The organism is Photobacterium sp. 1_MG-2023 (genome assembly GCF_030547945.1).
Lineage (GTDB): Bacteria > Pseudomonadota > Gammaproteobacteria > Enterobacterales > Vibrionaceae > Photobacterium.
This window is the reverse complement of sequence record NZ_JAUORR010000013.1, coordinates 86,565-111,108: the sequence shown is the minus strand read 5'-3', so window position 1 is coordinate 111,108 and position 24,544 is coordinate 86,565. Positions and strand designations below refer to the sequence as shown.

At 47.6% G+C, this 24,544-nt stretch carries 18 protein-coding genes; 15 read left to right on the top strand and 3 right to left on the bottom strand.

Translation table 11 applies throughout. The features are described 5' to 3' along the window. Window positions 1-48: 48 nt before the first annotated feature. The 6 genes from Q4579_RS13130 to wecA (Q4579_RS13105) all read left to right on the top strand — a co-directional run bounded on the left by Q4579_RS13130 (window position 49) and on the right by wecA (Q4579_RS13105) (window position 5,930). Window positions 49-1,224 carry a hypothetical protein gene (locus Q4579_RS13130; protein WP_303564846.1) on the top strand — a complete coding sequence of 392 codons (1,176 nt, stop codon included), beginning with the start codon at window positions 49-51 and terminating at the stop codon, window positions 1,222-1,224. Continuing rightward, window positions 1,221-2,429, top strand: coding sequence for an O-antigen ligase family protein (locus Q4579_RS13125; protein ID WP_303564845.1), 1,209 nt, complete (start codon window positions 1,221-1,223; stop codon window positions 2,427-2,429). The genes Q4579_RS13130 and Q4579_RS13125 overlap by 4 nt, the downstream gene beginning before the upstream one ends. Window positions 2,430-2,510: 81 nt before the next feature. Continuing rightward, the gene (locus tag Q4579_RS13120; protein ID WP_303564844.1) at window positions 2,511-3,029 is read left to right on the top strand and encodes a DapH/DapD/GlmU-related protein; all 519 of its coding nucleotides are present in this window, start codon (window positions 2,511-2,513) and stop codon (window positions 3,027-3,029) included. A gap of 2 nt (window positions 3,030-3,031) precedes the next feature. After that, window positions 3,032-4,057 carry a glycosyltransferase family 4 protein gene (locus Q4579_RS13115; RefSeq protein WP_303564842.1) on the top strand — a complete coding sequence of 342 codons (1,026 nt, stop codon included), beginning with the start codon at window positions 3,032-3,034 and terminating at the stop codon, window positions 4,055-4,057. Then, the gene (locus Q4579_RS13110; protein WP_303564840.1) at window positions 4,047-4,763 is read left to right on the top strand and encodes a WecB/TagA/CpsF family glycosyltransferase; all 717 of its coding nucleotides are present in this window, start codon (window positions 4,047-4,049) and stop codon (window positions 4,761-4,763) included. The genes Q4579_RS13115 and Q4579_RS13110 overlap by 11 nt, the downstream gene beginning before the upstream one ends. Before the next feature lie 75 nt (window positions 4,764-4,838). Continuing rightward, window positions 4,839-5,930: a UDP-N-acetylglucosamine--undecaprenyl-phosphate N-acetylglucosaminephosphotransferase gene (wecA, locus tag Q4579_RS13105; protein ID WP_303564839.1), complete on the top strand. Its 1,092-nt coding sequence runs from the start codon at window positions 4,839-4,841 to the stop codon at window positions 5,928-5,930. A gap of 75 nt (window positions 5,931-6,005) precedes the next feature. Here wecA (Q4579_RS13105) and Q4579_RS13100 read toward each other — a convergent pair whose 3' ends face one another. Together Q4579_RS13100 and wecA (Q4579_RS13095) are read right to left on the bottom strand one after the other, a co-directional pair. Next, window positions 6,006-6,185 carry a hypothetical protein gene (locus Q4579_RS13100; protein ID WP_303564837.1) on the bottom strand — a complete coding sequence of 60 codons (180 nt, stop codon included), beginning with the start codon at window positions 6,183-6,185 and terminating at the stop codon, window positions 6,006-6,008. Between the two features lie 352 nt (window positions 6,186-6,537). Further along, window positions 6,538-7,575: a UDP-N-acetylglucosamine--undecaprenyl-phosphate N-acetylglucosaminephosphotransferase gene (gene wecA, locus Q4579_RS13095; protein WP_303564835.1), complete on the bottom strand. Its 1,038-nt coding sequence runs from the start codon at window positions 7,573-7,575 to the stop codon at window positions 6,538-6,540. Window positions 7,576-7,829: 254 nt separating this feature from the next. On the opposite strand from wecA (Q4579_RS13095), the gene Q4579_RS13090 reads away from it, so the two are divergent. From Q4579_RS13090 to Q4579_RS13065, 6 genes are all read left to right on the top strand, one after another. Next, complete coding sequence (locus tag Q4579_RS13090; RefSeq protein WP_303564833.1) at window positions 7,830-11,657, top strand: DEAD/DEAH box helicase; 3,828 nt, start codon at window positions 7,830-7,832, stop codon at window positions 11,655-11,657. A 318-nt stretch (window positions 11,658-11,975) separates the two neighbouring features. After that, a complete protein-coding gene (locus tag Q4579_RS13085) occupies window positions 11,976-13,439 on the top strand; it encodes a mannose-1-phosphate guanylyltransferase/mannose-6-phosphate isomerase (protein WP_303564831.1) in 1,464 nt (487 codons plus the stop codon). A gap of 48 nt (window positions 13,440-13,487) precedes the next feature. Beyond that, window positions 13,488-14,864 (top strand): phosphomannomutase CpsG, encoded by a 1,377-nt coding sequence (locus tag Q4579_RS13080; RefSeq protein WP_303564830.1) that lies wholly within the window; start codon window positions 13,488-13,490, stop codon window positions 14,862-14,864. 488 nt (window positions 14,865-15,352) lie between these two features. After that, complete coding sequence (locus Q4579_RS13075) at window positions 15,353-16,723, top strand: MBL fold metallo-hydrolase RNA specificity domain-containing protein (protein ID WP_303564828.1); 1,371 nt, start codon at window positions 15,353-15,355, stop codon at window positions 16,721-16,723. 172 nt (window positions 16,724-16,895) lie between these two features. Further along, a complete protein-coding gene (locus Q4579_RS13070) occupies window positions 16,896-18,068 on the top strand; it encodes a nucleotide sugar dehydrogenase (protein ID WP_303564826.1) in 1,173 nt (390 codons plus the stop codon). A 134-nt stretch (window positions 18,069-18,202) separates the two neighbouring features. Beyond that, on the top strand, window positions 18,203-18,532 hold the full coding sequence (locus Q4579_RS13065; protein WP_303564824.1) for a hypothetical protein: 330 nt from the start codon (window positions 18,203-18,205) through the stop codon (window positions 18,530-18,532). 87 nt (window positions 18,533-18,619) lie between these two features. Here the strand turns inward: Q4579_RS13065 and mnmC are convergent, their stop codons facing one another. Then, complete coding sequence (gene mnmC / locus Q4579_RS13060) at window positions 18,620-20,647, bottom strand: bifunctional tRNA (5-methylaminomethyl-2-thiouridine)(34)-methyltransferase MnmD/FAD-dependent 5-carboxymethylaminomethyl-2-thiouridine(34) oxidoreductase MnmC (RefSeq protein WP_303564823.1); 2,028 nt, start codon at window positions 20,645-20,647, stop codon at window positions 18,620-18,622. A 211-nt stretch (window positions 20,648-20,858) separates the two neighbouring features. On the opposite strand from mnmC, the gene fabB reads away from it, so the two are divergent. From fabB to Q4579_RS13045, 3 genes are all read left to right on the top strand, one after another. Beyond that, window positions 20,859-22,073 (top strand): beta-ketoacyl-ACP synthase I, encoded by a 1,215-nt coding sequence (gene fabB / locus Q4579_RS13055; protein ID WP_303564821.1) that lies wholly within the window; start codon window positions 20,859-20,861, stop codon window positions 22,071-22,073. 281 nt (window positions 22,074-22,354) lie between these two features. Continuing rightward, entirely contained in the window at window positions 22,355-23,521 is a 1,167-nt protein-coding gene (locus Q4579_RS13050) for a 4-phosphoerythronate dehydrogenase (RefSeq protein ID WP_303564820.1), read from the top strand. Then, the gene (locus Q4579_RS13045; protein WP_303564819.1) at window positions 23,518-24,531 is read left to right on the top strand and encodes an aspartate-semialdehyde dehydrogenase; all 1,014 of its coding nucleotides are present in this window, start codon (window positions 23,518-23,520) and stop codon (window positions 24,529-24,531) included. Before Q4579_RS13050 ends, Q4579_RS13045 begins: the two co-directional genes overlap by 4 nt. Window positions 24,532-24,544 lie beyond the last annotated feature (13 nt).

The window sequence follows — 24,544 nt, the reverse complement described above, 5'->3', positions numbered from 1 at the left end:
CGTCACCTTTAAACTTAAAGGTGGCGCATTTATTTTGAAGGTTTTCAAATGTTAGGTTCATTAATTGTTTCTGTTATGCCTGGAGCGTATCGGATTTATTTGCTTTGGATGGTTAGTTTTTTCTTAGGGAATTCTGAAGCAACCGGACTATCAGTTTACTATACATTAACTACATCATTATTAATGGTCACAAGCCTAGGGTATTGTTTAATTACATTGAAAGACTTAAGTGGAGTCAGTTTTCAAGATGGTTTTAAATACTATTATAAATCAATAACTGGAATTCTCGTTTTAAGTTTTTCTATTTGGGGAGGGTATTCATTATATAATGATGTGTTTAATTTGGAGAAATTATACCTGATTGTATTTTTGGGTATTTACCAACTTGAACGTCATTATTGGTTAAAGGATAAAAGGTTCTTTAATCTTGCACTCATAGACTTGTTATTAGTATTGTTGACTACTTTATTGTTCGGTTTTTCTAATAATCTAAACCCATATATAATAATTTCTTTATCTCATATAGCTTCTATATTTGTATCATTTATTTGTAGGAAATTAAATGATAATAATACTGATAACTTGAGTGGTGTTTCCGCAAATGAGAGCCCAAACCATTTTGAATCAATAAGAGTTGGATGTTCTAATATGATTTCTAGTGGTGTTTTTTATTTTATACCTTCAGCTGTTCTTCTTTTTGATGCTGAAAGCTTTGTTCAGTTGATTGCGCTTACTGTAACGCTTTCAGGTGTAGCAATCGTTTTTCCCAGGGCTGTCTTAAATAGCTATATACCTAAAGTGTCAAAGGAAGTGAAATTAGGGAAGTTTGATAATTGCTTGAGGGAAGAAATAAATAAAAAAATTCGAGTTTTATGTGTTCTGCTTTACGTGCCAGTGATTATTGCTTGTATCATATATTTATATGTTTCCGGTGTTGCACTAAACAGCCAATCGATTATATTGGTTGGTTTAATTTGCGCTACAGTTACAATAGGTCAGCTATACCTACTTGATTCATATATACTATTATTTATGGACATGGATAAAAAAGTTCTTCTAGCCAATATAATGGTATTGGCTGCCATATCATTGATGTCGTACATTATTTATTTAATGGATATAATGATATTTAATAAAGTTCTGCTTCTGTGGTGTGGTATTATTGTGTTGTATCTAGCTAGGTGGTTTTATTACTCGTATATAATAAGGGATAAATTGGTATGAGTTTTAAACTTAGTGCCAGGAATGGTTTTGAATATAATATACTAAAATTTAAAGTGGACAGCATTGCGCTACTTCTTATCACAATCTTTCCTATTATTGATACTTTCGTTGGCTTTTTGAATCAACATAGCGATTCAATGGAATCAATTGTGGGCGTTTTGTTCAAATCCTTAGTTCTATTGTTGTTGATTTTAAGGGTTTTTGTTTTATCAAAATATAGAATATTTGCTCATTTGGTATTATGTTTATCTTTAATAATAATTTTATACCAAATTTCTTATTACGATGCAAAAATCGTTTCTGAGCTATCATCATTAACAAAAATTCTTTTTTTTGTTTATTCAATTTTATATTTTGAGACTATAGCTAAGAATGATGAATATACTATAAATATTAAGCTACTTCTTTGGGTATATTTTTTATCAATTTCATTTAATGTTTCTGTTGGCGTACTAGGTTATGGTGGGCATACTTACGAATCACTTGAATACGGAGTGAAGGGATTTGTTTATGCTGGAAATGAATTATCTTTTTTACTATGTTTAATTTCCTCGTGTTTGATTTATATTTATAGGAAAAACATTAAGTTGGTTTTGGTTATTGGATTGGTTTCAGTAACTTTAGGATATTTTATTGCAACCAAATCTGCTCTTTTTGGATGTGTTTTTTTACTGGCTTTTTATTTTTTTCTATACACGAATTATTTAGCTAAAGTATTTGTTTTTGCATTGTGCATTGGAGCTTTTTTTATATTTCCTTTTAGTAATGTAGAAACACAGCTTCTAAGTAGATTACTAGACAGGTTTTCTTCAGTAGAACTGGTTAGTTTTATTTTTTCTGGAAGAGATCAATATCTGGATATTATATTGCAATATGTTCAGGATTATTCATCCGTTTTTTCATTTCTCCTAGGCTATAGTAAAACAGTGATAAGCCAAAGTGGTTACTCTGGAGTAGAAATGGATTTTGTTGATATCTACTTTTGGTATGGAGCTGTTTTTTTAATATTCATTTCTTGTTTTATATTATCTGTTTATTTGAAAATATGGCTTTCTAGTTTAAAGCAATTAGATAAGGTCTATTTAACGCTATCATATAGTTTAATGATTTTCTTATCAGCGATTGCTGGTCACGTAATTACTTCTGGTATGATTTCTCCAGTTTTTGGTCTTTATATATATCTATCCAATAGAGATAACTTCTAATTAAGATATTGATAGCTTGAAGTTATATTAGGCGATTACCTGTTAATTAATAAAGTATCTTATGAAAAAGTTGGATTTTAAATGAAAAAAATATTTTTGATTCTTTATTACTCTTTTGCTAAACATTTACCCAGAAATGAAACGTTAGTAGTTGGTTTGATTTTTTTGAAAATTAGAAGGTTTTTTTGTTCATTCATTTTTAAAAAATCTGGATTGAATGTTAATATCAATTCTGGTGCCTACTTTGGTAATGGGAATAATATACAGATTGGCTCATATTCATCAATCGGCGAGCGTTGTAAAATTGCTAATGATACAATTATTGGTGATTATGTAATGATGGCCCCAGAAGTCATTATTTTTTCAGTTAATCATGATTTTTCCGATATAAAGATACCGATATGTTTACAAGGAAACCAAGAGCCAAAACCTGTACTAATAGAGCGGGATGTATGGATTGGACAGCGGGCAATTATCTTACCTGGTGTTACAATTGGTGAAGGGGCGATTATTGCTGCAGGTAGTGTAGTGACTAAAAGTGTGGCTGCTTATTCAATTGTGGGTGGTAATCCTGCAAAAGTCATTAAAATGAGAAAATGAAAATGATTCACATATTTAGTACACAAGTAAAATCAGGAAAAGGTGGTATAAGTACAGCTCTAATTGGGTATGTAAATGGTTTTGATGAGTTAAATGTTTCTTATTGTCAGCATGCAACACATAGTGATCTAAGACGACTGAAACCATTTATAATTTCTTTTATTAAATCATTTTCTGTTAAGAAACATGATATTTGTTGGTTTCATCATGGTCCTTGGTTTTCGATGTTAAGAAAACTGGTTTTAATGTTCATCTGCAAGACTAAAGGTGGAATTGTTGTTTCTCATCTTCATTCTCCTAAGGTTTATGATTATCTGCAGCATAGTGTATTATCCAACTTAATAAAAATAATTTTTCTCATTTCTGATAAAGTTGTCGTAGTTGCTCCTTGGTGGAAAGAATTGTTAGTGGATAGATTCCCTGAATATAGAAACAAAATAATAGTTTCTTTGAATCCTATTGATACGTCTTTAGTCAAAGTAAATGATGATGAAGTTAAAAGAAAAAGAAAAGAAATAAAAATTATATCAATGTGTCGATTAGAAAAAGGTAAAGGTGTTGATAATACAATTAAAGCCTTAGCTGAATTACCTGATACATACTCATTAGATATTTTAGGAGTGGGATCCCAAGAAAAAGAGCTTCAAGAACTGGTTAAAGAACTTAATTTATCTAATAGGGTAAGATTTATTGGATGGGTTGATTATGATGAGAAAATGTCTCACTTGGATAGTGCCGATGTTTTTTGTTTACCATCAAGACTAGATTCATTTGGTATGGTATATATAGAAGCTATGGCAAGAAATCTACCAATTGTCGCGTTACGTTATCAAGCGATTCCTGATGTTGTTCCTGAATTTGCCTCTGTATTAGTTGAAGATGACAGTCCGTTTGTCTTGGCACAAGCTGTCACTAAAGCTAGCTGCATAAATTTTAGCGAAGGGCGGCTACCTTCCGAATATGTAAATGATACCTTTAATTACATGACGATTTCAAAGAAACTACTAGATAATTTATATGACAAATAAAGTAAAGATCTCAGGCTTTGATATATCCTGTTATGACAATATCGATAGTGCAGTTAAAGATATAATGCACACCAAATTGGATACTGCGAATATTGCAGTTGCGATTAATCCTGAAAAAATCGTTAGTGCTCAAAACAACAAATTGGTTTATCAATCTATTGAAAACTCAACGATACGTTATTTAGATGGTATTGGTACTGTATTGTTAGCAAGATCTCGTATTAATTCTGATGTGAAAAGAATTCCAGGCTGTGAACTATGGGAAAATTTAATGATAGCTGCAGCTACAAATATGACACCGGTATATCTATTGGGTGCGAAGCCGGATGTTTTAAATAATACCAAAAGGATATTGGAAGAAAAATATAATGCTAATATCATTGGGTGTAGAGATGGATACTTCTCTGATGATGATGAAGTTATTGATGAAATAATCAGACTTAATCCTAAGATAGTAAGTGTTGCATTGGGCTCTCCAAGACAAGAGCAATTTATGATGAAGTGTAAGTTACGTGGCGCCAATTTTTTTATGATGGGTGTTGGGGGGACTTATGATGTGTTTACCGGTGAAGTTAAAAGAGCCCCTCTTGCTTTCAGAAAAATAGGTCTCGAATGGGCTTATCGTTTACTATGTCAACCGACACGAATATTTAGGCAGATTAATTTACTTAAATTTATTGTGTTAGTTCTTAGGAAGAAAATTTAAAACAGCAAATCAATATACTCAGAGTCAAACTAGGTTGACTGAACAATAATTTATTAAAGTTAATAACACTATCCTATGGCTTCTATATTCTTATTGATATTTCTAATGTCCTTTTGCAGCCTGTTTATCTGCAGGAAAATTGCGAAACGGATTGGGCTGGTTGATGCACCCAATGCACGGAAGCACCACAAAGGGGTGGTTCCGTTGGTTGGGGGTGTCTCCATATTTATTACGCTGGCGATTGCCTTTACATTGTTTGAACTGTTTCCTCACAATGCAATGCTGTATTTAAGTTGCGCGACTGTGCTGGTCGTTGTTGGTGTTGTGGACGATCGCTATGACATCAGTTTTAAGTTCAGGCTGCTGGTACAAGCCTGTGTGTCTCTGGTGATGATTTTTGCCGGGGAGAAAAGCCTGCACGATCTGGGATACATGCTGGGGAATTTCCCGCTGGAGTTGCCCGTTGCGGTCAGTACGGTGCTGACCATTCTGGCTGTGATTGGCGCGATTAATGCCTTTAACATGGTCGACGGTATTGATGGCCTGCTGGGTGGCTTGGCCTCGGTCAGTTTCGCTGCACTCGGTTATGTATTTTGGATGTCTGGTAATACAGAACTCTTTGTCATCTGTGCCATGATTGTGACGGCGATGGTGCCTTATATTCTGTTGAATCTGGGCTTTCCGCTCGGGCGTCGCTTCAAGGTCTTTATGGGAGATGCGGGCAGCATTTTTATTGGCTTTACGGTTATTTGGTTGTTGCTGGATGCCACACAAGCGGGCGAGCAAAGTGCAATGCGCCCGGTGACCGCTCTCTGGCTGATTGCATTACCGCTGATGGACATGGCAACCATTATGGTGCGCCGCATCCGCAAAGGTCAGTCGCCATTTAAACCCGACCGCGAGCACCTGCACCATATCTGTCAGCGTATTGGCTTGTCGCCTTTCATGACGTTGATTGTGATCTGTGGCCTGGCTGCCATCATGGCGGCAGTGGGGATCTGGTCTGATCTGGCTCAGATCAATGAAACGATCATGCTGCTGAGTTTCTTACTGACCTTCGGGGTGTACTTTGCAGTGATCTGCCACATCTGGCGGATTACCACCTGGATTCACCGTTTGACTGGCAAAGCGACAACGAAACCAGTCGAGCAGGCAACATCCGAATAAAATATTGCGCTCATCTTGACAGACGCATTCAGAACCCAGGCCTCGGCTTGGGTTTTTTTATGCAATTTTTCGAGGTTATTTGAAATGGCTGAGACGGTCTTCTCTTCGCAGTTGTTTGGCTTCCCGGTCAAATGCATCGAGTTGGCAAAACCAGGCATCCAGTTGCCAAAGCAGCAACAGTCCCGCATCTGCCGGAGATGTGAAAAGGAAAGTGATTCTCTGTAAAACGGTGATCTGACGTTTTATTCGTGACATTGCTGGGTCCGCAGGCTGAGCCTTCATAATTTGTATAGTAATCCTAACTATGGCGTCTGAAATAAAGGACAGAATAAGCGGATGAAAATTTCAGTTGAAGAACTGCGAGAAGCTGCCAGCTTTGAGTGCAACGAAATGAATAATACCAATCAAAGTAAGTAAGTGATCAAAAATAGCGCAGGAAAAATGTTTGAGAACAAGGCAGATTTTTTAGATAAGTAGTTATTCTACAATCAAAAAATCTAACGCAGATATCGAACATTTTAACAAGCTAGGATGACCAGTTATTTACTGCGATTGGTATAAGAAGTGCTCAGGCTGCTACCACACGAGCAGAGCAGCCTGAGAGGGATTAAGCGTTGGTTGTGACTTTGACTTTTTCAGCTTTCGAGAGCAGGAAGAAATAAGCCACAAAACAGGCGATAAATAACCAGAACATCACGTATTCAGGCACATTCGCGATTTCACCGTAAATCCCGACACCGCAGAGCAGGGTTGCAATGGTACAAATGGCAATCAGGGTTTGCGTCGAGTTCAGTCCCATGCGCTGGAAGATATGATGCAGATGCTCCCGATCCGGTTTAAACGGAGAATCGCCCCGCTTGACCCGGCGAATCATGATGGCAGCCATATCCATCAAAGGCACGGCAATCAGCCAGAGTGCCGTCACCGGACGCAAAGGCGGTCGGCTGCCATTCTGGCTGGCCAGCAATAGGAACCAAATCACGGTAAAGCCTATCAGCATGCTGCCGGCATCGCCCATGAAGACTTTGCGCTGACGGCCGAAGGCACCCAGATTGAGTAAGATATAGGGGATCATCGTAATAATGATGATGGTGCACAGATAAGCCAATGAGCCTTGCCCATCATGAAACAGCATGAAGCCCAACCCACCAAAGGTCACCATGGATAACCCGCCTAAAAGTCCATCGATACCATCCACCATATTGAATGCATTGATCGCACCGATCACGGCCAGAACGGTCACGCCATAGCCAAACATGCCCAGATCAATCGTACCGAAGCCAATCATATTGCCCAGTGTGTGTAACTCCAGGCCTGCGAAGTACATCATACAAACCGAGAGCACAGCCTGTATCAGCAGCCGGATTTTGAAGCTGACATCGAATTTATCGTCGAGCGCGCCGACAAGGGTCAGAATGGCGATGCAAAAAATGTAGAGTCCGGCATCATCGAGAATATCGGGAGAGTAGTAGAGAAACTGAGCAATGGTGATGCAAATGGCAATCCCTCCCACCAGCGGCACAGCTCCATCGTGGAGCTTTCTGGCATTCGGCTTGTCGACTAAGCCGACACGTTTGGCGACCTTCCGGAGTAAAAAAAGTGCAGCAAAAGACGAAAAAAAGACAAAGAAAAAGTCAGCAACCATGAGTCGTTCCGAAAGTGGTCAAAACGCCCAAAGACTATCAAGAATTCATCAGACGAGGAAGCGTTTACAGGACCGCTTGAGTGAAATACTTTATTTCAGTTCAATTTCTTGCGAAGACCAGCCACAGACCGCAGGGGATGACATGTGGCGGTAGTCCCTTGTTATTTCATGGTATAGTGGGTCATTATTTTCGCTGACCAAAATTTAATTGTTCGTTTTTCCATCCTTTCAAACGGACGAATCAGGAACCAAGCATGCAATATTTAAAGTCTGACGCATCTTTGAGTCAGGAGTTGTCTGTCCAGATCTTCATCTCGCCCCGAATCACCACAAAGCGCTTATGTATACAGTTAACTAATCGTGATGCAGCTGAAGACGTGGAAAACGAACTGGCTGTGCTGCATCGAAAAAAACTGATTGCGAAAGAAGGTCAGCGATGGCAACTGACCCTGAAGGGATTGCAGTTTGCACTCCAAAACCTGCTGAGCGCTGGAGACAACCGAATCATCCTGGATTTGGTGATCGGTGAAGATGACCCCAGCCCTGAACTTGAAATTTATCTGCTGCTGGCAGATTTAAGCTGGATGCCTACATTCAGAGGATACGCTCAGGAGCTCTCCCAGCATGCGGAAGCCTTATTGATGCAGTTGCTTCTGTTGCCGGAAATTTGGGCGTTATTGACAACCGTCGAGCATGGGCGTGTTCGCGAAAGCCTGCAGGGATGGGCCTGGTTATTACATCAACTGTATTCAACCGACGATGATGACTGGGTGTCGCAGGCGTTGCACTCGCTGGATGCGTCTGACGAAAGAGTCCATTACTGGTCTCCGCAAGCCGATTTCTGGCTCCGTGAGTCTTCGGGACGCAAAGAGCATCCCTTATGGCAACCTTACAACAGTGAGTATCTGCATCGCCGTACTGTGCTTCAACAGGATCTGACGCCCTACTCGTTTACGGCGTTGCTCGATCTGGCCGTCATGACGCTGTTAGATAAAGAAGAAGCCAGTCATATTTATTTTCGGCGACGCGAGCAACTGCGTTTCCGGGTGACTCAGCATGATTATGCCTGGGAGCAGTTTGCGTATCTGATAACGACAACACTTGAAGAACAACAAGATTATTTTGTCTCGGTCGATGACTGGCTGGATAGTGTTTATGCTTTTGATGCCGGGGTGTGCTGGGGCAAGTTGTTGCTGGATGTTTTAATCCTCTGCCAATGGCAGCAGACAAATACAGCACTTTATCAGCAGTGGGTCACTCAGGTTCTGGACCATCCCATGATGGCGTTGATTCTGGCCCAGAAAGCAACAGGTACGCTGGCATGGAAAGCGCAACAGGCATTTCGTTCCCTGACCGGAACCATGTCGGAGGATGAACCGCCGTTCTATCAGCCTGCTGCTCTGCAGGATATCTGGCTGAATAAACTGACAGAACTCATGATTCATGAAACACAGGCAGCGCCAGAACAGCGGCTGGCGTGGGAATTGTGTACAGATACCGGAAACATTCAGGCAAGAGTGCAGGCTTTGGGAAAAAGAGGCTGGACGAAAGGTCGCCTGGTCCAGACACATTCACTGCAATATTCAGTGGCGGCTGAACTCATGACAGATCATGACTGGCATGTCATGCATCAGCTTGAACGCAGCGGACGTGGCTTTGGTGCGCATCAGGGCCTTCGAGCTTTATCGGTTTTAAAAGCCTTGTCTGCTTGCGATAACCTGATGAACCGTGCCGGAGAGCCGATCAGCTTACATGGCATCAAACCACTGCTCATTCTGCATGCTTCGCCTGATTTGAAGCTTGAGATGTATCCTCAGATTGATCCCAAGCGACTGGCTCAATTGCTTGATGATACGTGGTGTTTTCTGGATACAACCGAGATCTCCCCCGCATTGCTGTCTTTAATCGAATCTCGTCCGGAACATTTAGAACTCGGCCATCATCAATCTTTGCTTCATGCCCTGACGCAGCAACAGGGCCTGCAGTGGTACAGCACGGTGTCTGGCGACGGGAGTATCGATCCGGGCCGCTGGGATCCCGCCCCTCACTTATGGCTGGATTGGCAGCAAGGGAAGTTATCCGTGGCCATCGAGCATCAGAATGTTGTCTCTGAGCATGGCGCGTCGAACCGGGTGAGCCGGCCATCCGGCCAGGGCGAACGCTGGATTTCAGGTCCGGATGCCACTTGGTATTCACGCGATCTGGAACAGGAAAAAGAGGCATCACGGTCGCTCCTGAAGCGATTGGGCCTGAAGGCGAACCAGAAGCGCCAGTGGGATTTATACGGTGATGATGCAATGTCATTGGTGAAGCAGTTATCCTCGCTGGAAGGCATCCCCGTGCACTGGCGTCAGAGAAACCGTCAGGTTCAGGTGCTGACCAGTCGCGATGTGGCGTTGAATATCGAAAAACAGCAGAACTGGTTTACGGTGAATGGGAAGGTCAAATCCGATCAGCCACTGGAATTAGATTTGCGGATGTTGCTTGCGAACAGCCGGCAAGGGTACATACAGCAGGACAGTGCTGGCCTGATCGTGTTGCTGGAAGATGATCTTCAGCAACAGCTCAGGATGCTCGACAGCCTGCTCAATGAAGAGATGCAGGTTGATGTGCAGATGGCTTACCCGCTGCAACAATTACTGGAAACTCTGACCCATGACGGCGACAGCGGCTGGCAAGCACTCCAGACCAAGTGGTCTGAAAAGCCTGTGATCGCAGCGCATATTCTGGCCCCCCTTCGGGATTACCAGAAGGTCAGCGTTCAGTGGGCTGCGCATTTGTCTCATCATGGTTTTGGTGCCTGTCTTGCGGATGATATGGGGCTGGGGAAAACCCTGCAGGCACTCAGTTTAATCCGCCATTATGCTCACCAGGGCGCGGCACTGGTTGTGGCCCCGAAATCTGTGATTCATAACTGGGAATCCGAATGTCAGCGCTTTGCGCCTGAATTACGCGTGGTTGATCTGGAGCAGGCGCAAGATCGGAGCGAAGCAATTACCTCGGCGTCCGAAGCAACCATTGTGCTGGTCAGTTACGGATTAATGACCCGTTGTCAGGAAGCGCTTCAGAGTGTGTCCTGGCAAACCATCGTCATGGATGAAGCACAGCAGATTAAAAATCCGCAGACAAAACGCGCGAAGCTGGTGTTTGGCCTGAAAGCTGAGCGTCGGTTTACCCTGACGGGAACCCCCGTCGAAAATCATTTAACCGAGTTATGGAGCCAATTTGCATTTTTGAATCCGGGGTTACTGGGCACTATAAAGCATTTCAAACAGAAATACGGGCAGGCGGATCGAAGCCAGGAGGACATGATGCGCCTGAAGGCATTGATCAGTCCTTTTATGATGCGTCGGACCAAATCTGAGGTGTTGCAGGAATTGCCGGGTAAAACGGAGATCACCCACACCGTTTATCTGTCTGCAAAAGAAAGTGCGGCGTATGAAGCCGTGAGAAAAGATGCACTCAAAACGGCGCAGCGCCAACAAGGTGTGGTTGAAGTTCTGGCGGCGCTGACACGCTTGAGACAGGTGTGCTGCGACGCCAGCCTGGTGTTTGACTCATTTTCTGAGCAGAGCAGTAAATTAAAAGAGGCCCTGACACTGGTGACAGAGGCGCTTGAGGGCGGGCATCAGATTCTGGTATTCAGCCAGTTTGTGAAACTCCTGAAGCGCTTTTCGGGGATGATGGCACAATCGTCCCTGTCTTTCAGCTACTTGGATGGTCAGTCAACTTCGAAGCAACGAAAACAAGCCATTGAGGACTTTAAAAGCGGCAAACATCAGGTGTTTCTGATCAGTCTGAAAGCGGGCGGAACCGGTTTGAATCTGACAGAAGCAGATACCGTCATTCATCTTGATCCCTGGTGGAATCCGGCGGTTGAAGATCAGGCCAGTGATCGCGCGCATCGGATGGGGCAGCACAGGCCTGTGACCGTCTATCGGTTAGTCACAGAAAATACGGTTGAAGAAAAAATTATTCAGCTTCACCGGGACAAGCGTGATCTGGCTGAAAAAGTGCTTTCCGGACAAGACAATACGCAGGCACTGAACCCTCAGATGTTGCTGAGCATGATAGAAGATTAATGACGAAACAGCAATACAGTTGCGGGTGGTACTTTTTCATCCGCGCCTCTTCAATCCCCTTGTCTATACTTGCCTTGAACGGGCGATAAAAACAGACAAGTATCTGATACCAATCGCAGTCAATCACGGGTCATCCTAGCTTGTTCAAATGTTCGATCACTGCGTTAGATTTTTTGATTGTAGAATGACTACTTATCTAAAAAATCTGCCGTGTACTCAAACATTTTTCCTGCGCTATTTTTGACCACTGATTTACTTTGATTGGTATGAGAAAGAAGTACCGAGCATCTTGAACTTTTTTGCGAAGGGGAAAGGCGTATGCAGATTTTACCGGTGATTCTGGCCGGAGGGACAGGCAGTCGCCTGTGGCCGTTGTCTCGCGAGCAATATCCCAAGCAATTTCTCCGGCTGCTGCCAGCGCACGCTTCAAAGCCGCCGACAGCATCAAACGCCTCACTTTCCATGCTGCAGCAAACCATCCAACGCTTGTCGGACTTGGATCATCGTGCGCCTTTGGTGGTTTGTCAGGAAGCACACCGTTTTTTGGCTGCAGAGCAATTGCGAACCTGTCATCAGGGGGATTGCCGGATCTTGCTGGAACCTCATGGCCGGAATACCGCGCCAGCCGTTGCACTGTCGGCGCTTCTTGCGCAGAGCGACGCTGGAGTTATCGCGCACGAGAGCGATGATCCCTTATTGCTGGTGTTAGCGGCGGATCATCATATTGTTGATGACACTGCGTTTGTGCAAGCCATTGAGCAGGCCATCCCGCTGGCGGCGTCCGGTCAGTTGGTGACCTTTGGCATCACGCCGCAATCACCTGAAACGGGTTATGGCTATATCAAGCGGGGTGCGCCGTCGGGCAGTGGTTATGCTGTCGATCAGTTTGTTGAAAAGCCGGATCTGCCCACAGCCAGAGAGTATCTGGTCAGCGGTGATTATTTCTGGAACAGCGGGATGTTCTTATTCCGGGCTTCGGTTTATCTGCAGGCCTTGTCCCTGTTTCGTCCCGACATTCTGGCGGCCTGTCAGGCTTCCATCACCTCCCCAAAATTGGATCATCAATTTATCCGAATTGATGAGCAGGCTTTTGCGCAGTGTCCGTCAGAATCGATTGATTACGCCGTGATGGAAAAAACAACGTCGGCGGTGATGGTGCCCATGGATGCCGGATGGTGTGATTTAGGGGCCTGGTCGGCGTTGTGGGCGCAAAGCGATAAGGATGTCTCCGGCAATGTGACGATCGGAGATGTGCTCACCGCGGAAACACAGAACTGTTATCTCCGCTCGGATGGCCGCCTGGTAGCCACGGTTGGGTTGCGTGATGTGGTGGTGATTGAAACCAAAGATGCCGTCTTGGTTGCTGCGAAAGAACATGTTCAGGATGTGAAAGACATCGTCACCCGGCTTCGGGAAGCGCAGCGGCCTGAATTTGATTTGCACCGGGAAGTTTACCGGCCCTGGGGAAAATACGATCAGGTTGATGCTGGCCTCCGGCATCAGGTCAAACACATTACGGTCAACCCCGGAGAGAAGCTGTCATTACAGATGCATCATCATCGGGCCGAGCATTGGGTGGTGGTTTGTGGCACGGCTCAGGTGACCGTGGGGGATAAAACCTGGCTGCTGAGTGAAAACGAATCGACCTATATTCCTATTGGTGTGGTTCATGCGCTGGAGAACCCGGGCAAGATCCCGCTGGAGATCATTGAGGTCCAGTCCGGCAGCTATCTGGGAGAAGACGACATCGTCCGGTTTGAGGACAGATACGGCAGACAATAAGCGACAGGCTGGCATCAATGAACTGGCAATCGGGTCGATGGAGGCGCCATGCAATCCCTGACATGTTTCAAAGCCTATGATATTCGCGGTGAACTGGGTTCAGAGCTCAATGAAGAGATTGCCTACCGGATCGGACGGGCTTTTGCTCAGCATTTTCATCCGCGATGCGTTGCTGTTGGGGGGGATGTGCGCTTGTCTTCCCCGGCATTAAAACAGGCACTGGCACAAGGGCTGATGGATGGCGGCAGTGATGTTATTGATCTGGGCCTGACCGGGACTGAAGAAGTCTATTTTGCCGCGCAAACGCTGACAGTGGACGGAGGCATTGAAATCACAGCCAGCCATAATCCCATTAATTTCAATGGTATGAAGCTGGTTCGGGCAGGTGCGGTGCCTGTGAGCGGTGACAGTGGGCTTCATGCCATCCGGCAACTGGCCGAACGCAACTGTTTTGAGGCTGTGGCAGCCCAGGGACGTTTGTATCAGGGTTCGGTGCAAGCCGATTATGTGTCTTTCCTGATGCGAAGCTACGCGCCAAAACAGATGCGCCCGATGAAACTCGTGGTGAACGCTGGAAACGGGGCAGTGGGCCCCTTGCTTGATGCCCTTGAAGCAGCATTGCATCAGCAACAGATCCCGATGACATTGATTAAGATTCATCATGCACCGGACGGTACTTTCCCTCACGGGATTCCCAACCCATTGTTGCCCGAATGCCGCGCTGCAACGGCGCAGGCGGTGATTGAACATCAGGCCGATATGGGCATTGCCTGGGATGGCGATTTTGATCGCTGTTTCCTCTTTGATGAGCGGGGAGAGTTTATCGAAGGCTATTATATTGTCGGTTTGCTGGCAGAGGCTTTTTTACAGCAGTCGGCTCAGCCTGCCACAGAAAAAATCATCCATGATCCCCGCTTAATCTGGAACACTCAGGAGATTGTCAGTCGTTATGGCGGACAGGCGGTGCAGTCGAAAACCGGCCATGCATTTATCAAAGAACGGATGCGGCAGGAGGATGCGATTTACGGCGGAGAAATGAGCGCCCATCATTATTTTCGCGACTTTGCCTACTGCGACAGCGGCATGATCCCCTGGTTACTGGTCGTACAGCTGCTCTCGCAAACAGGACAGTCTTTGTCTTCACTGGTGGCAGCCAGAATTCAGGCATACCCGTCATCGGGAGAAATCAACCTGAAAGCCGCCAGTCCTCAAGCCGTACTCCATCGTGTTCTGGATGTTTATGAACCGGATGCACTGGCCGTGGATACAACGGATGGCCTCAGCCTGAGCTTTGCAGACTGGCGCTTTAACCTCAGGGCTTCCAACACTGAACCTGTCTTGCGGCTCAATGTTGAATCCCGAGGCGACATGACGCTGATGCAGGAAAAGACCGCAGAACTGCTGGCGCTGATTCAGGATAAATGAGCCTTTTTTAATGATCTTTGGATCGTTCAAGAAAAAGTCTTTAGATGTGATTGAGGTATCGCATTCCTGTTTTTCTTTTCCATGCCAAGCGAATGTTTCATTGAGCCTTTAAAGGTTAGGCGACTTTTACTGATCTTTTTGATGAGGTGGGATTGAAGGCGTTCAGGTTTCATTTATTGACAGAATGTTCGTGAGCCTGTTCAGAAAAGAATCATGAGGCGTGCTTACGGGAAGAGTAATTTTTCTCAGAGAAAGTTTGTGTAAAAAAGATCAAATTTAGCCTTATGATTTTTAAGGGTATTTTGAGATCGTATTGGCGTGCTTTTCCCCATTTCGTCAATTTGTCGGGATTTTGGAATTAACGGATGTGGATCCGTGACGTTTTTCGTGAATTATGTCGCGCAATTTCGCTGCTAATGTTCCACATGTTATTAAGTTTGTCATGCTGTTGAACATATTTCAGTCAACAGCAGCACCAGGGGAGTCCGGTGAATATTTTACACCATGGCGCCAGGGACGGAGTAACCGGTTCCTGCCACGAATTACAGTTAGGGGAATACAGTCTGTTAATTGACTGCGGGGCTTTTCAGGGCGAAGAAGCCAAGCGCAGCAATGACATTAATTTTCCGGTTGAACCGATCAAAGCACTGGTACTGACCCATTGCCATATTGACCATGTCGGCCGGATTCCCTGGTTATTAGCGGCGGGGTTTCGCGGGCCGATTTATGCCACGGAAGCCACTGCCTCTTTACTGCCGCTGATGCTGGAAGACGGGCTGAAATTGCAGCTGGGACTGAGTGATGAGAAATGCGAAGCTTTTATCCGACTGGTTCGCTCACAGCTCAAACCGGTGCCGTTTGATTGCCGGGCTCAAATTATGTTGCCGGATGGTCAGGATGTCAGCCTTGTGTTCCGGCAGGCGGGCCATATTCTTGGGTCGGCTTATCTGGAATTTACCTTACCTGATCGGCAGAAGGTTGTGTTTTCCGGGGATCTCGGCCCCAGCCAGACGCCGTTGCTGGTGGACCCGGTTTCTCCGGCACATGCGGATGTACTGGTGCTTGAAAGCACTTATGGTGATAAGCGACATCCGGGCGTGGAAAATCGGGAGCAGGTATTGAAAGCAATTGTGGAGCAGTCCCTGCAGGACGGTGGTGCCATTTTAATTCCGGCATTCAGTCTGGGCCGTACTCAGGAAGTGCTGTTTGATCTGGAAAATATCGTGGTTCAGGAACAGGCGAAAACCGGGGGGCGAAGCCCGTGGCCAGCATTGCCGATTGTGCTGGATTCGCCGTTAGCGATGAAAATTACTCAGACTTATCAGGGCTTTAAACGCTTATGGGCTCAGGAAGCCAAAGCAAGAGTGCACAGTGGCCGTCATCCGCTGGATTTTGAGCAGTGTACGCAACTCGACAGTCATGAAGATCACATCGGCTTGGTGAATCGTCTGAAAGCGAGCGGGGAACCGGCGGTGATTATCGCGGCCAGCGGCATGTGCTCCGGCGGCAGAATCATGAATTATCTGGAAGCTTTGCTGCCGGATCCCAGAACGGATGTGGTGTTGATTGGCTATCAGGCCAGAGGCACGCTGGGACGAGAACTGCAAAACGGGGCAAATGAAGTGATCATTCAAAATCAGCGGATTGAGGTGAAGGCCCGGGTGCACACCATGACGGGGTATTCAGCCCATGCCGATCAAAACGATTTACTGCGGTTTGTCAGAGGCATCGAAAACGGCCCGAGAGAGATCCGTCTGGTTCATGGCGACAGACCCGCGCAGGAAGCACTCGCGCGCCGCCTGAGTAAAATTAAGCCGGACGCAAAGGTGATAGTTTGCGCAAACCTGAACCTGGACTAAGTCATTCCTTGCATCCGGACAGTGTTCCGATACTCTAGTCTCCGCGACGACACCAAAATAGCTTAACAGCATATTTCAAAGGATTGCGCCTGCCTTGTCATCTGCATTCCATAACAATCCTTTAGGCTGGGGCTATCATTGGTGTTAAGAAGACCGAGTTTGAGGAAAGAGAATGAAAATTACAGTCGCGGGAACAGGTTACGTGGGCCTGTCGAATGCTGTTTTGCTGGCTCAGCACCATCAGGTGATTGCGCTGGATATTGTAGAAGAGAAAGTAAACCTGCTGAATCAAGGGCTGTCACCGATTGTTGATCAGGAAATCAGTGAGTACCTCAAACATCATTCGCTGGATCTGACGGCCACAACCGACAAACATCTGGCGTACAGTCATGCAGATTTTGTCATCATCGCCACACCGACGGATTACGATCCGGTCACCAACTACTTTAATACGTCTTCGGTTGAGTCGGTAATCCGGGATGTTCTGGCGGTGAATCCTCAGGCGGTGATGGTGATAAAATCGACTATCCCGGTCGGCTATACCCAGCGCATCAAAGCTGAATTTGGAACCGAGAATATTCTTTTTTCTCCGGAGTTTCTGCGCGAAGGCCGTGCGTTGTATGACAATCTCTATCCTTCCCGGATTATTGTCGGTGAACAGTCTGAACGGGCAAAAATCTTTGCCGGGCTGCTGCTGGAAGGGGCAAAAAAAGAGAAAGCCGATATTCCGGTGCTCTTTACCCATGCGACCGAAGCAGAAGCCGTGAAGTTGTTTTCGAATACTTATCTGGCCATGCGGGTGGCTTATTTCAATGAGCTGGACAGCTATGCGGCAGCACATGGCCTGGACAGCCGTGAAATTATTGAAGGGGTGTGCCTGGATCCGCGGATTGGCAATCATTACAACAATCCATCTTTTGGTTACGGCGGTTATTGCCTGCCCAAAGATACCAAGCAGTTGCTGGCGAACTACCAGAAAGTCCCGAATAACATCATCCGTGCCATTGTGGATGCAAACAGCACCCGTAAAGACTTTATCGCGCAGGCGATATTGGCGAAAAAGCCGAAGGTGGTTGGGATTTATCGTCTGATTATGAAAAGCGGTTCTGATAACTTCAGAGCTTCGTCCATTCAGGGGATCATGAAACGCATCAAAGCCAAAGGTGTGGAAGTTGTGGTTTATGAACCTGTGCTGAAAGATGATGAATTCTTTCATTCCACCGTGATCCGGGATCTGGATGCATTCAAGGCAATGTCGGATGTGATTGTGTCAAACCGAATGGCAGACGACCTGCACGATGTGGCGGACAAAGTCTATACCCGAGATTTATTCGGTGCTGATTAATCCAATAAAAGCCTCAACTTAGGGTGAGAACCTAGTTTTCTTGCCCTAAAACCCTCGCATAGATCACAGATTTCTCCTGCTACTGACTATACTGAAATTACCAATTCGTTTTTTCAGAAGGGTCAGGGGCAGCGATGAGAATACGGAAAAGTGGCTTAATTGCGCTCAGTCTCAGCGGGCTGATGAGTGTCAGTGTTTTTGCAGCAGATCCGGTTGCAGACGTGCCTGCGACACCTCAGGCCGCCAGCACGCCGCCGGTCACGACGTCTTCGGCGACCACGACAACCAGTTCGTCTTCGACAGGTTCAGCGGCCGGAATTACGAAAGCGTCTGCTGCTTCTGCCGGTGGCCTGACGGCGACCGTCGTAGCGGTCGGTGTGGCTGCGGTGGTGATTGGTGTCGCGCTGTCGGATACCGGCGGTGGAGATGACAATCCGGCACCACCCGTGACGGATCAGCAGTAATCTGAACTGACCTTTCGATCAGTGGACCTTTTCCTTTCGAGATTGTCTCCCCCTCGCAGAGGGGGAGTGCGTTCAGGCTGTAAGGGCTCAGCTGTCGATCGCTTTTCCTTTCAGCAGCTTGCGAACCCACATCCGGCCCGGATGCAGGGCATCCAGCACACTGAGTGGCAGTGGCAGCGGATCCCCGCATAATTGTGAGGCCAGCAGCTCACCGAGCAATGGCGCAGAACTTAACCCCCGGGAGCCCAGTCCAATCATGGCATACAGACCCTCGTAGACGGGGACTTCGGCAGCTTGGGCTTGCGTGTCTTTCAGATTGGCATACTGGCTCAGGACGTCTTCATAGCGGCAGACATTCCCGACAAACGGCAGATGATCCCGGCTGGCACAACGGACACCGACACGAGCATCCTGCGCAGAAAAATCAATCGCCTTTGGCCAGTCTGTATCCGGCAGGCAATTCACCAGGCGGGTCTGATTGTCCTGATGTTCTGCTTCAGAAAAACTCAGATCGGTGCTGTTTCTGCGGTAGCTGGCGCCGATGCAGTGCGTGCCGGAGGATGGATTGACCGGAGTGAGATAGCCATCGTAGCAAAGCACGGATTTCAGCTGCGCCAGTTCTCCCTTACCTGGCACATGGCTCACTTGCCCCCGGACCGAATAAGCCGGGATCATTTCGGTTTGGCTGAATTCGGCAAAACGGTGACCATTGGCAAGAATCACGGTTGGGTGATGGAACTGTCGTCCATCCGCGGTGTTCAGTGTCCACTGTCCTGCGTCATCTTGAGAAGCGGAAGTCACTTCTGTGCTGGCATATACGGTCAGCAGGCCGGTTGCCTCAGCCTGCCGGATCACGCTGCGGGTCAGCTCCTGCGGGCACAGCCAGCCTCCGAGCGGATAATGAACGCTGCGGTGTCCGGTCTTCACGCCGGTGACGGCTTCGGTCTGCTCAACATCCAGCGCCTGAATCACCTCTGCCGGGAATCCGCCTTTCAGCATCTTATCGAGTTTCTCCCCCGCTTTATCACACCAGGCCAGTTGGGTGACACCGCACCAATCGTGGCTGAAATCACCGGATTGAGCCGCCTGTTCTACAAACTGTCGTGCAAAAAGATAGGCAGGGGCAAAGAAGCGGCTCAGGGCATCGTTAGAGCCATTGAGGAGCGGATAGACCGCCCCCTGACGATTTCCGGATGCGCCTTCTGCCGGCATTGAGTCAGCACAATATAGACTGACGGTGATCCCCCGTCGCACCAGTGCGCTGGCGAGCGTTGCAGAACCGATGCCGCCGCCGACAATGGCGACGTCCGTGAGATCCGCTGCGGATTGCCGCGCATACCAGGGAGCAAGGTTGCTGCCTTGCTGGCGTTCGGTCAGTGTACCGGCCAGCATGTCGCGTTTATGGCCGAATCCTTTCACTTTTTTCATCTCGAATCCGGCTTCAATCAGCCCGCGGCGAACAAAACCCGCGGCTGTGAAGGTGGCGGTCGTACAGCCTTCACGGGCCAGAGCTGCCATACCGTTGAAGAGTTCCTGATTCCACATGTCCGGATTTTTGCTGGGGGCGAAGCCATCAAGAAACCAGGTATCGACCAAGCCGTCGGCATGGGTCCATACTTGAGGGAGGGCTGTTTTGATATCACCAAACCACAGATCCAGCGTAATCATCCCGTCTTCCAGCACCAGACGGTGGCAGTCCGCCACAGCTGGCGGGTAATGGGCATGAAGTTGGCTGGCCAGTTCAGCCAGTTCAGGCCAGGATTGATGGGCTTTGATCAGATCCTCTTTGGTGACCGGAAATTTTTCGAAACTGATGAAATGCAGCGCTTTGACATCGGCGTCCGGATTGGCCTCGCGGAACGCTTTGAACCATTGCCAGACAGCCAGAAAGTTCAGACCGGTGCCAAAACCGGTTTCTGCGACGACAAAGCGGCGACGCGGGAAAGTCGCCCAGCGGGTGGGCAGTTCGTTTTGCTGTAAAAACACATAACGTGTTTCTTCCAGGCCGTTGGCATTGGAGAAATACACGTCATCAAAATCGTTTGAAACCGGTGTCCCGGCTTCATTCCAGTCCAGCACTGCATTTTCTATCTGTTTTGGTGATGAATGGGACAAAAGAAAAACCTCTTCGAAAAAGTTGGGGTCAAGGATGCTAAGCTGATGATTTTCTATACTCAGATGTTGTCGCACGAGGGCGAACTTTGGTAAAAGATCATCAATTGACCACGATAAGCAGCGGATTGTAACTGATTCGGGGGAAAGCTGACCACTTAAGCTTGTTAAACCCGTTATCATCAACCGCGTTAAATGACAGTAGGAATTCATCATGAAACGAGCCGTAATTACAGGCATGGGTATTGTCTCCAGTATCGGTAACAATGTGAAAGAAGTACTGGAGTCTCTGAAAGCGGGCAAGTCAGGCATTAATTTTTCTCAGCAATTCGCCGATGCGAAGCTTCGCAGCAATGTCTGGGGCGACCTGAAAATGAACCCCGCTGATCATATTGATCGCAAGAAAATGCGTTTCATGGGCGATGCCGCAGCATTCGCATATCTGTCGATGGAGCAGGCCATTGAAGATGCTGGCCTGACAGACGAGCAGGTTTCTCACGATCGGACGGGCTTAGTGGCCGGTTCAGGCGGTGCTTCTTCTTATAACCAGGTTGCAGCCGTTGATATTCTGCGCGAAAAAGGCGTGAAGCGTGTGGGTCCGTACATGGTGCCGCGGACCATGTCGTCTACGGTTTCTGCGTGTCTGGCAACCCCATTCAAAATCCGTGGTGTGAACTACACCATGAGTTCAGCCTGTGCAACCTCTGCACACTGTATTGGTCACGCACTGGAGCTGATCCAACTGGGCAAACAGGATGTTGTGTTTGCCGGTGGTGGTGAAGAACTGGACTGGTCCCTGACCATGATGTTTGATGCCATGGGCGCATTGTCGACCAAGTATAACGACGACCCATCAAAAGCTTCCCGTACCTATGACGCAGACCGTGACGGTTTCGTGATCTCCGGTGGTGGCGGCATGATGGTCATCGAAGAGCTGGAGCACGCACTGGCGCGCGGCGCGAAAATCTACGGTGAAATCGTGGGTTATGGCGCAACTTCAGATGGTTACGACATGGTTGCGCCGTCCGGTGAAGGTGCAGTGCGCTGTATGAAGATGGCAATGCAGGATCTGGATGCGCCGGTGGATTACATCAATACCCACGGGACTTCTACGCCTGTCGGTGATGTGAAAGAGCTGGGTGCGATTCAGGAACTGTTCGGTCAGAACAGCCCGGCAATTTCAGCAACCAAAGCGATGACAGGTCATGCCTTGGGGGCAGCGGGTGTACACGAAGCGATTTACTCAACGCTGATGCTGGAAAATGGCTTCATTGCGCCAAGCATCAACATTGATAATCTGGATCCGGCCGCGGAAGGTCTCGACATTGTTCGTGAAGCCCGCGATGCATCGCTGAAGACCGTGATGTCGAACTCGTTCGGCTTCGGTGGTACCAATGCGACGCTGGTGATTCAGAAGTACGAAGGCTAAAGCGTCAGGTGCTGAATCCGGCACCTGAACAGCAGAGATTTCCAGGCCAGCATAAATCGACAAAGCGTTTTATGCCTGTATTCAGACGCGACATTTTGCAGGGCGAATTTCGGTTCGCAGAACGGAAATCTGTGCATGCAAATGTTTTCCCATCCTGGATTTTTAACCCGGTATTCATACCGGGTTTTTTTATTTCCGGGAGCGGTCGCTGCACCTGCTTGACATCAGCCAAAATTTTCCCAAGCTAGAACCAATTTTTTCCGATGTTTCCCGGAGCCCGAATGAAAATCCTTGTAGACGAAAACATGCCTTATGCGGTGGAACTGTTCAGCCGACTGGGCGAAGTCATTGCCAAACCTGGCCGGACCCTGACTGCCGACGATCTGGTGGGTATCGATGGCCTGATGATCCGCTCGGTGACCCGAGTGAATGCTGAACTGCTTGAGAAAGCGGATCACTTGAAATTCATTGGAACCGCAACTGCCGGGCAGGATCACATCGATCAGGCTGCCGTGGCAGAAAAGGGAATTGCTTACACTGCGGCACCGGGCTGTAACAAAGTCGGGGTGGCTGAGTATGTATTGAGCAGCCTGATGGTGCTGGGGCAGCAGCAGGGTTTTTCTATTTTCGACAAAACCGTTGGCATTATTGGCGCCGGCAACGTGGGCTCTTATCTGGCGAAATGTCTGGATGCGCTGGGCATTCGCTATTACCTGAATGACCCTTTGCTGGAAGCAGCTGGCGATCCGCGTGAATTTCATACACTCGAGACATTGGTTGAAGCATGTGATGTCATCACCGTGCACACACCGCTGACCCGTTCAGGTGAGTATCCAACCCATCATCTGATTGATGCTTCTTTTCTGGGCCGCCTGAAAGATGGCGCGATTCTGATCAACGCTGCCCGGGGGCCGATTGCAGATAATCAGGCACTGAAAACAGCATTACAGCACTCGGTGTCCGGACAGGGCAAGTCTCTGACGGCTGTGCTGGATGTGTTTGAACAGGAGCCATTGGTGGATCGTGAATTGCTGCCTTTGCTGGCGTTTGCAACCCCGCATGTCGCTGGTTACGGTCTGGAAGGAAAAGCACGCGGTACGACCATGATCTTCAACAGTTTCTGTGAGTTTCTGGGCCGGGGCGATCGGGTTGAAGCGGCAGAGCTGCTGCCGGTTGCGCCTGTGCCTTATGTGCGCTTGAGCGAGGCCTGGGATGAGCCGACGTTATTCAGTCTGATTCAGTTGATCTATGATGTCAGAAAAGATGACGCACTGTTCCGCCGTAAGATGACAGCCGTGGATGATGCCGGGATGGCTGCACAATTCGACAGGATGCGTAAAAATTACTGGGATCGCCGCGAATACAGTGCGGTGACGGTAGCAGGTCAGGGGCATTTTGGGTTAGAGTCGCTGGCTAAACTAGGTTTTACTGTTGAGGAAACACCATGAGTCAGGAATTTGATATTGCCATTCTGGGCGCAACCGGGGCCGTTGGGGAAACCATGGTTGAGGTGCTGGAGGCGCGAAACTTTCCTGTCCGCAACCTTTACCTGCTGGCTTCCGAACGAAGCGCAGGGAAGACCGTGCGATTTAAAGGCAAAAGTGTCCGGGTGACTAATGTTGAAGAGTTTGACTGGTCGCAGGTGCAGATTGCACTCTTCTCGGCCGGATCGGAAGCTTCTGAATACTGGGCACCGATTGCTGCGGATGAGGGTGTTGTTGTCATCGACAATACCTCGTGTTTCCGATATGACCCGGAAATTCCGCTGGTGGTGCCGGAAGTGAATCCCGAGGCGCTGGCTGATTTCCGTAACCGAAATATTATCGCCAATCCAAATTGCTCCACGATTCAGATGCTGGTGGCCCTGAAGCCGATTCAGGATGCTTATGGCATTGATCGGATCAACGTGGCGACTTACCAGTCGGTGTCTGGCTCTGGCAAAAGTGGTATCGATGAACTGGCCGGTCAGACGGCCAAGCTGCTGAACGGTATGCCGATTGAAAACAAAGCTTACCCGAAACAGATTGCGTTTAACTGTTTACCGCAGATCGATGTCTTTATGGACAACGGTTACACCAAAGAAGAAATGAAAATGGTGTGGGAAACGCAGAAGATTCTGGGCGATGCCAATATTCGGGTGAACCCGACCTGTGTTCGGGTCCCGGTTTTCTACGGCCATGCGGAAGCCGTTCATGTCGAAACCTGCCAGCCGGTGGTTCTGGAAGAGGCAATCAGCCTGCTGGAGAACGCGGAGGGCGTTGAAGTGTTCCATGGCACGGAATTCCCGACGCAGGTGGTGGATGCCAACGGCAAAGACCATGTGATGGTTGGCCGGATTCGTGAAGATATCAGTCACCCGTGTGGGCTGAATATGTGGATCGTGGCGGATAACGTGCGCAAAGGCGCAGCAACCAACAGTGTCCAGATTGCCGAGAAACTGATTCAGGACTATCTGTAAACACGTCCTGTGA